Below are 7,616 nucleotides of genomic sequence, written 5' to 3'. Positions count from 1 at the left end.
CCGAGCGTTGAAATTATTACGCTCGGTGAAATCAGGAATGTTGTTAATGTGGGATAGGGGGTTACATTCCTATGCAATGGTATCTTCAACAGTGTCTCAGGGGTGCGACTATTGAGGGAGAATTCCTGCCAATGTTAAATTCTGCTACACGCGCTAGAGAACGTCTTCTAGTTTGTATTTTGTTACCCTTGCCTTGACCAAAGGAACTGAAAGCCTCCACCCTCCCCAAACTGACGTGCCAGTGCTTTCATCTTCCAGTAAGACAACGATCTTAGTGGCGAAAATATACGGCTGAGAGATCCTCCAAATGAAACAGAGTCCTCTTCAATCGCAGTTTCTTGGTAGATTGTTTGGGGATCAAAAGGTTCACGGTCATTACCGGGTGCTGCTGCTTCGCCCTCACTACCAAGCGCTGCTTCCTGATTCAACACTTTGTAAGCTTTAACCGTCTCAGGCGATAGTTGGTCTGGTGCCACATCTTCTACCGCCTCTGTAACAATAGTCCGTAAAGCATTCCGTGCTGGTTCTGTATCGGCAATTCGCTCTACATATTCCGAGACAATTGACTTAACAAAGTCTTCCTCTGTCTTTGTAATTTACTTAAAAGTGTCCACGGACATCCACGGAATCAAAGTTTTAAAGCTTCAGAAAAATTTCATGGATATTGGCATTCTTGTAGTTCGCTTAATGTAGTGATTTTTTACTTCTGATCGCTCTCATCAAGAAAAGCATCGTTTTGCTCTATGATCGCATTCCTATAAATTAATATGATCATTTTTGCGATCACTACCGACGACAATTAAAACTCAGTTTTAGCGCATTGTGAGAGGCGGTTCATGATTTCTCTATATTGAACAGCAGGAATAAACTTTGTAGAGGTAATCCCATACTCTGCCAGTACCGCCCGGATTTCGCAATCTTGTAGTTTTAGCTCGACTCTGGCGATCGCCCAGAGTCTAGTAGCTTGAGCTTGGCTAATCAATTTATCGAAGATGATTTTCCTGAAATTAAAATCATCGCATCCAGGAAAATTTTCCTAGATTTGCTGTGGCGATCGCAGTTTAGGAACAACTTTGCCCTAGCTTCTTAGATATGCCAAAACTGATATCCATTCTCCTTGGTAAAGTTTTATGGTTTAAGAAAGCAAGTCCCGATAATCTCCTAAGTTACGTGGCAATAGCCGATTAATGAGATCCCTAGCTAACCTCTGAACAGCTTCGTCTTTGCTTTGTAGAACTGCTTTCAGTATGTTATGGCAGTGGGCAGGATAAGTTAAAAACCATTCTCTTGCTTTATTGCTATCAGCCATAACACACAAGCACCGAACAACATCCTGTGGCAGAGTAGACGCTAACCTTTCAAGGGATTCAAAAAAATTACTGGTATGGTGCACTGTTTTGAGTATCTTAAGGACATCCAATAGCTTTGCGATCGCCCATTGATTATCAAACTGACCGGAGGCGAACCACCAACTAAAGTACTTAAGATCGGATGCTTGCTCAAGTGGAAAAGTAGAGTTGTTAGCTTCAGCAATACGCCACTCTATAAGTTTTTGGAGACGCTGGCGCAATTCTTCGTTTAGCTTAAGGTTGCCGTAGAGTAGTTTCCAGCTAATTTGTCGCATAAATTCTTGATGAAGATCCGCGCTAGCATTAGCAAAGAATTTTTGCAGTAAGCCATCAGATTCAGTTATATCTATTTCTTTCCACAAAAATAGACAGACCAAGTGACCAGAAAAAGCTTGACCTGCTTCTGACTGTTGACGAGAGGTAGGATTTCTGACAGATAATTGCTCTATAGCATGATTATATTTTTTTCTTAAAACGCTGAAAATATCAAGAAAGACTTCATTGTGAATATATGCTTCCCAAGCAGCTTCAAACATCCATTGCAACTCTGGAGATTCAGGGAAAATTTGATCGATATTGTCCAATGCCCACTCTGAAGCTAGATTATATAAATGGGGAAACCGATTACCGTAAACCGCACGGATGGCAGACGACGGATCTTGCTGCGGATCGAGGTGCTGCTCCAAAATCTGCTGGACTTGAGGTAAGTCATTGAAATCTTGAGATGTTGGGTTCCCGTTAGCGTCTCGTCTAATCCACAAGGTATAATCAACAACTGCTTGCATTGCTTTGCCCCTCACTGTATTATAAGAGGCTTCGTATGCACTCATATTGCTACCCTGATACTGAGGGGTAAAACCTGGTGTAACCTGTGGGTCATTGATCGTGGATTCCAAGAGTTTCCAAACTTGACTGCCATGAGTTAAGGGTATTTTGTTTGATTCGTTTGCTAAAAGTCCAGCTTTAATCAACTTGATGATCGCATCACAAATTCGACTCCAATCGGAATATCCGCTTGAGGTACTGTTATTACTTATTTCATGCAAGTTTTCGTGCATCCATGTACAGAAATTAATCACAGGCTGCCACGAGAAAAGTGGTTGTTCGCTGGGCGGATTTTCCAAGGCTTTTTTTAGTCCTCGAAGCAGCCAGACCATAAACACTGGATCGAGTTCTTTGAAACTTTCAATTTGACTAACAAAGCTTTCGGGGTTGGGAGTAATTACCTGTTCAGCTAGTTCCCAGGCCAAATCATTCCTAGATTTTTCACGCAAGTTTTCAGATGGCTCCCATTCTCGCAAATAAGTTATTAGCCCATGAATGTTATCTTGAGCCATCTGAACCAATTCAGCCCCTGTTCTAGGGCTATCAGAACCAATCTGCACGGTATAGCTATAACCAAAGTCTACAGAATCAAGAGATATGGGTGCGCCGATTTCCTCAACAAGCTGATCGTAAAGTTGTCTTAACTCTGGGGAAATATAATCACGAATGATTGATAACCAGTCCCGTTGCCAATGCTTAATATAGCTATCCCGTTTCTCTTCTTCTACTTCCAGTGCGAATGGCCCTTCAGCTAGCCACTGAAATATCTGGTTTTGAGCTTCACCTGGAAGGTTCTTGAATTGCTGCTGCAATAGTCGAGCATGTTCGTGTGAGTAATTAAATCTATTTCCAAGCCATTCAAAGCGATCGCGTTCTGTCAAGCGGGCAACGATTATATCTGATGCTTGTTCCGGGAATTGTTGCAGTAAATAGATAGCAACGCGATCAAAGATTCGCCAGTGGTAGCTCTGGAGTTTTTGTAGCAAATCCCTTGCTTTAGTTTTATCTAGCTCTAGAATACGCTTTATAACATCCAAAATGGATGCTATTAAATAGCTCTTGATACCATACGAATTGTCTAGACTTCTGTTTAACCTAGGACTCCAGTAATATGAGTGATCTTCATTAATTTGACCTTCCCTAACAAGAAAAGATGAAAGGCTTAAATAACGCTCCAGTAAATCACAAAGTAGTGTCAAAACTGCATTAGGCTGATGCTCTGATAATATTGGTAGATATTCACTGAGTATTTTGTTGTAATAATGTTCATCGACACGAATGACAGGTCGTCCAAGTGATACAGTATCTAAATTGTTAGGGAGAACTGCAAGAAGTTCACGCGTTAACTCAATGGCTGTGTCGGCTTGATTTCCAAGGGTAAGGTAAACAATTATTTTACCAAATGTATCTGGTAGCTGAACGTCAAGATAGGTTTGTTGTTTAAGCCACCCAATCGCCTGCTTAACCCAAAGGGCTGCTAAGTTAGGCGGCATTTCCAAAGCAGCTTCTGACAAGTCTTCATAGATGCTAATGTTATTGCTGCCCAAATCTAAAAGTTGTTTGCTAATTTTTAAAACAGTTTCAGGCTCGTGAGAAGCAACTTTTATCAAGTACCGAGACTGTGGCCAAGCAGGAAATGAGAAGCTCCCAGAATAGGCGTCAGTTTCCATCCCTGGCGGATTAGCAAAAAAGCCTGCTTTTCGGAGTGGTTTGAGCCATGTAGGGAATTCCAGGTGTTCAAAAAAGTATCCAAGCGCGAAGGCGCTATTAGGTATTTTAAGCCGCAGATAATCAATATCCTGGTTACTCGGTTCAATTTTGATAAATAACTTATCTAGGTTCCCTCGAATTATAGATGCACGAGTTTCAAACTTATCAAGAACTGCATCCAAAAATTCATTGATTTGTCTCCAAAAACTTTCAAAATTCTCATCAATGTTCCTGGGTGGAGCTAAATCGTTACGATGAGCACGCTTATGTAACGCATCTTCATTTTCTTTGCCTGCCAGCTTAAACCAAATCTCGCCAGCAGCAAATGTTTCAGGGATTTCTAGGGCTTTCAATATTGCTACAATTTCGTTCTTTTGAGTGTCATTATTGGATTTTTTTTTACTCTCGGTCTGAACTAAGATCGACCTCAAAACACTGCGGAGAGAACTCTCAGTTTCTCGCAATAGATGTCCCACGATATGGGTTGTAGATTCCAGCGGGTTATCCATTTCTATGAGACGGCAAGCATCTTTATAAAAGGCTGCCGCACCTGGGCCTACCAGGGTATATAATCTGCGATGGATACGCTCATGTTCAGGGTAGCTGAATTTATAGGGTTGCATAAGTTTAAGTAAATTTAATGAGCTTGCGAATATCTACCCGAATGCGATCGCAAGACGTTCTTGGTGAGCTTGGAGAGGAAGAATAAAACAGTTCTCAAAGCAGGTGATTCTCAAATCAGTATTAATACATAATCTAACAAGCTTCTGCGCCCGAACGCCGCAAGTTGGTCAGTTGAGTAGCAAAGGTTATCTGCGTCCTGAGATAGCATCTTGTGTGAGCATTAAGCTTTGTGCCATTGCTTTACTAACGCTAAAACCAGAAAATTTACAACTTTAATTCCAGATTAAAATTCCCGAACAATATCTGGCCCAATTCCTTAAAATCTGACCCAAACAACTGGGATATACTAATCTTCGCCTTCTCACACACAGGAATAATCAACTTTACCAAATGATAAGGTTGATTTTGATTTGTTGTTGAGGCTATCCTCAACGATTCCATGATTCCTCCTAAATATCCCAATAACTTCACATCCTTTTCAATTGCTTGTTCAAACACTAACAAAATCAATTGTAATTTTCGTGTTAACTCGATTGGGATGGGTTTATAACCTAATTGGGGAGTAAGTGCAATTAATTCGCTAATTCCTTGAATATTAACTCGATATTTCTCTATTTCTTCTTCGCCTTTAATTTCCTGTCCTAACCACCCGTAACAACGAGAACAAAATCCCGCAGTTGAAAACCTAGCCATTACAGGTAAACGGACACCACAATGAGGACATTCTTCTATTAATCGCTGTTTGTGAATCAAACAAAGTTCTACATCCTTAAATGACCATGATAATGGTTCATAGATAGTTTTGTTCTCCTGCATCCACTCTTCCCAACAACAAGGACACCAAGCGCGATAGTTCCGAAATAACCCCTTGTCATAAATCATTCCTTTCCAGCTTAAAAGGGACAAAAAGCGTAAATCCTGACGCATTGTTAACTCTTCTAAGACAGTGACTAACTTTCCTGTCATTTCTCGCATTCCGTTGATAGTCGGTTTAGCGTCGCTATTCCCCAATAGGTGACTTAGATTTTTTGCCAATAGCTCAGATTTATCTTCATCTTTGAGGATAAGTGGCGCAATTTCTCCCATAACGAGCTTTTGAGACGTTAAACAATGCGCCTGCGCCAAACGATGGAGATAGCTACTAAGACTTTCTGCGTAGGGAGTTCCCACCGCCACAGGTTCAAGAGAGAATAACCGACTCCGTTGCGGGATTTCTGGAGGTTTGAGGTTCCAATGTTCTGAGTAAATAGTCATCCCTCTGGGATTAACCTAAACGCTGGTACTTTAGTTTTAACAGCTAAATTTTAGGAATTAGTTTCCGATTCACTCTTAACCTCGATGCCGTAATTAACAAAGAGGTCGGAGACAGATATCTCCAAAGCTGCGGCTAACTTAACAATGTTTTTTAACGAAGGGTTACGCTCTCCGGTTTCGATTCCTGAGATGTAGTTGCGATGAAGTCCTGACTTTTCAGCCAGTTCTTCTTGGGATAAATCTAGCTCTCGCCTTCGCCGCCTAATGGCTTTGCCAAAGCGGTACTCAATATTGGAGTGTTTCTGCGTCACAAAACAATACTGAACCAGTATCGCCATTAAATCCATCTACTATAAGTAGACTTTTGCACAATATAAGTGTTATAAAGTTAAGTAGTATAGCATCAGGCAAGCAAGTTCCTAACTTTATGGTCTTATTTTGATAGATTCATAAAATAAAGTGCAAAGTGCTTAGTAAGGAGTATATGAAAGAGCAATTTGAACAATGGGTTGCTCGCCTTCAAATATCCGAGGCAGGGCAAAAAATTATTGAGAAAGTTCGCTCATCTGAGCCATCCCGTCGCGTTGGTGGCGGTAGTAAGAATGTTTCGGGACGCTACCCTAGTCGCAAGATGGGAGTGACGATTCAATTTGAGTCTCATCGGGTTGAACTGCCAATTATCTATCAGTTAGAACACGATAAAGATGTTCTAGAATTCTACGATCAACCACCGCAAATTAAACTTGACTATCAAGCAAGTAACGGACGTAGATTAGGCGTTTTACACACCCCAGATTTCTTTGTCATCCGAACCAATTCGGCTGGTTGGGAAGAATGTAAAACTGAGCATGATTTGAAAAAACTAGCAGAGAAAAACCCCAATCGTTACTTTTACTCTGAAGAAGATAATCAATGGCATTGTCCGCCAGGAGAAGACTATGCTAACCAGTTTGGGCTTTATTACCGCATTCGCTTAGATCGGGAAATAAATTGGGTTCTGCAACGTAATCTGCAATTTTTAGAAGATTATTATCGCTCAGAATTTCTAGTCGTGGAAGAAGCGATCGCTCAATCATTACTTGCAATTGTGTCATCTCAACCAGGAATCACTTTAGCAGAATTACTCAATTGCTCAACAGGAGCTAAATCTGACGATATCTACACCTTAATTATTCAAGAGCAAATCTATATTGATTTAAATGCTACACCACTTGCTGAACCAGAAAGATGTCTAATCTTCCGTGACAAACAAACTGCTAGTGCTTATAGATTAATGGTTGAGCAACCAAGTATAAGTCTTCCGGCTATTTCTCCTGTAGTCAATATTGTTACTGGAACAACTGTTAGTTGGGACGGCAAAGGTTTAAATATCATCCATGTTGGAGAAACAGAGGTTATACTTGGCGCAGAAAATAATCAGTTAATTGAACTCAAAAAAGCTATATTTGAGAATCTGGTTCGCCAAGGAAAAATCACAAGTCTCCAAACACCAGAAAAAACACCTATTAGCACAGAATCTTGGCAGCGATTTTATCAAGCTAGTCCTGAAGACCTAGCCATAGATGGCAAAACTCATAGAGGCTCTTATGACCGAGAATCAAAACTAAAAGCCTTGCACACAGTTAGTGCCTGGTCGAGTGAACATCGTTTAGTTTTGGGACAAACAAAGGTCAGTTCTAAATCAAATGAAATCACTGCAATTCCAGCACTATTGGACATATTAGACATCTCTGGCTGCATCATTACCATTGATGCTTTTGCGTTCACAAAAATCGATTGCCCAAAAAATTATCGCGGCTAATTCTGATTACATTTTGAGCCTCAAAGATAATCATCCAACACTGCACCAACAAG

5 protein-coding genes and 2 pseudogenes are annotated in these 7,616 nt (G+C 40.8%); 2 read left to right on the top strand and 5 right to left on the bottom strand.

All coding sequences use genetic code 11. The features are described from left to right. Positions 1–182: 182 nt before the first annotated feature. From H6G97_RS40880 to H6G97_RS40860, 5 genes are all read right to left on the bottom strand, one after another. The gene (locus H6G97_RS40880; RefSeq protein ID WP_190946315.1) at positions 183–476 is read right to left on the bottom strand and encodes a hypothetical protein; all 294 of its coding nucleotides are present in this window, start codon (positions 474–476) and stop codon (positions 183–185) included. Positions 477–799: 323 nt separating this feature from the next. Then, positions 800–982 (bottom strand): hypothetical protein, encoded by a 183-nt coding sequence (locus H6G97_RS40875; RefSeq protein ID WP_190946314.1) that lies wholly within the window; start codon positions 980–982, stop codon positions 800–802. 153 nt (positions 983–1,135) lie between these two features. Next, positions 1,136–4,507, bottom strand: a complete 3,372-nt coding sequence (locus tag H6G97_RS40870) for a hypothetical protein (protein ID WP_190946313.1) — start codon at positions 4,505–4,507, stop codon at positions 1,136–1,138. Between the two features lie 265 nt (positions 4,508–4,772). Continuing rightward, entirely contained in the window at positions 4,773–5,762 is a 990-nt protein-coding gene (locus H6G97_RS40865) for a TniQ family protein (RefSeq protein ID WP_190946312.1), read from the bottom strand. A gap of 50 nt (positions 5,763–5,812) precedes the next feature. Continuing rightward, positions 5,813–6,100: a helix-turn-helix domain-containing protein gene (locus H6G97_RS40860; RefSeq protein WP_199350007.1), complete on the bottom strand. Its 288-nt coding sequence runs from the start codon at positions 6,098–6,100 to the stop codon at positions 5,813–5,815. 146 nt (positions 6,101–6,246) lie between these two features. Here H6G97_RS40860 and H6G97_RS40855 point away from each other — a divergent pair. Together H6G97_RS40855 and H6G97_RS40850 are read left to right on the top strand one after the other, a co-directional pair. Next, positions 6,247–6,948, top strand: a pseudogene (locus H6G97_RS40855) (TnsA endonuclease N-terminal domain-containing protein); the annotation flags it as partial. 366 nt (positions 6,949–7,314) lie between these two features. After that, positions 7,315–7,616: pseudogene (locus H6G97_RS40850) on the top strand (ISAs1 family transposase); the annotation flags it as partial.

It is taken from the genome of Nostoc flagelliforme FACHB-838 (assembly GCF_014698065.1).
GTDB lineage: Bacteria > Cyanobacteriota > Cyanobacteriia > Cyanobacteriales > Nostocaceae > Nostoc > Nostoc flagelliforme_B.
This window is presented reverse-complemented; position numbering and strand designations above follow the sequence as displayed.

What these genes read in the sequence shown, in the direction of transcription:
- H6G97_RS40870 (WP_190946313.1), bottom strand. Translation starts at nt 4,507, where the DNA reads ATGCAACCCTATAAATTCAGCTACCCTGAACATGAGCGTATCCATCGC.
- H6G97_RS40865 (WP_190946312.1), bottom strand. Translation starts at nt 5,762, where the DNA reads ATGACTATTTACTCAGAACATTGGAACCTCAAACCTCCAGAAATCCCG.
- H6G97_RS40860 (WP_199350007.1), bottom strand. Translation starts at nt 6,100, where the DNA reads ATGGCGATACTGGTTCAGTATTGTTTTGTGACGCAGAAACACTCCAAT.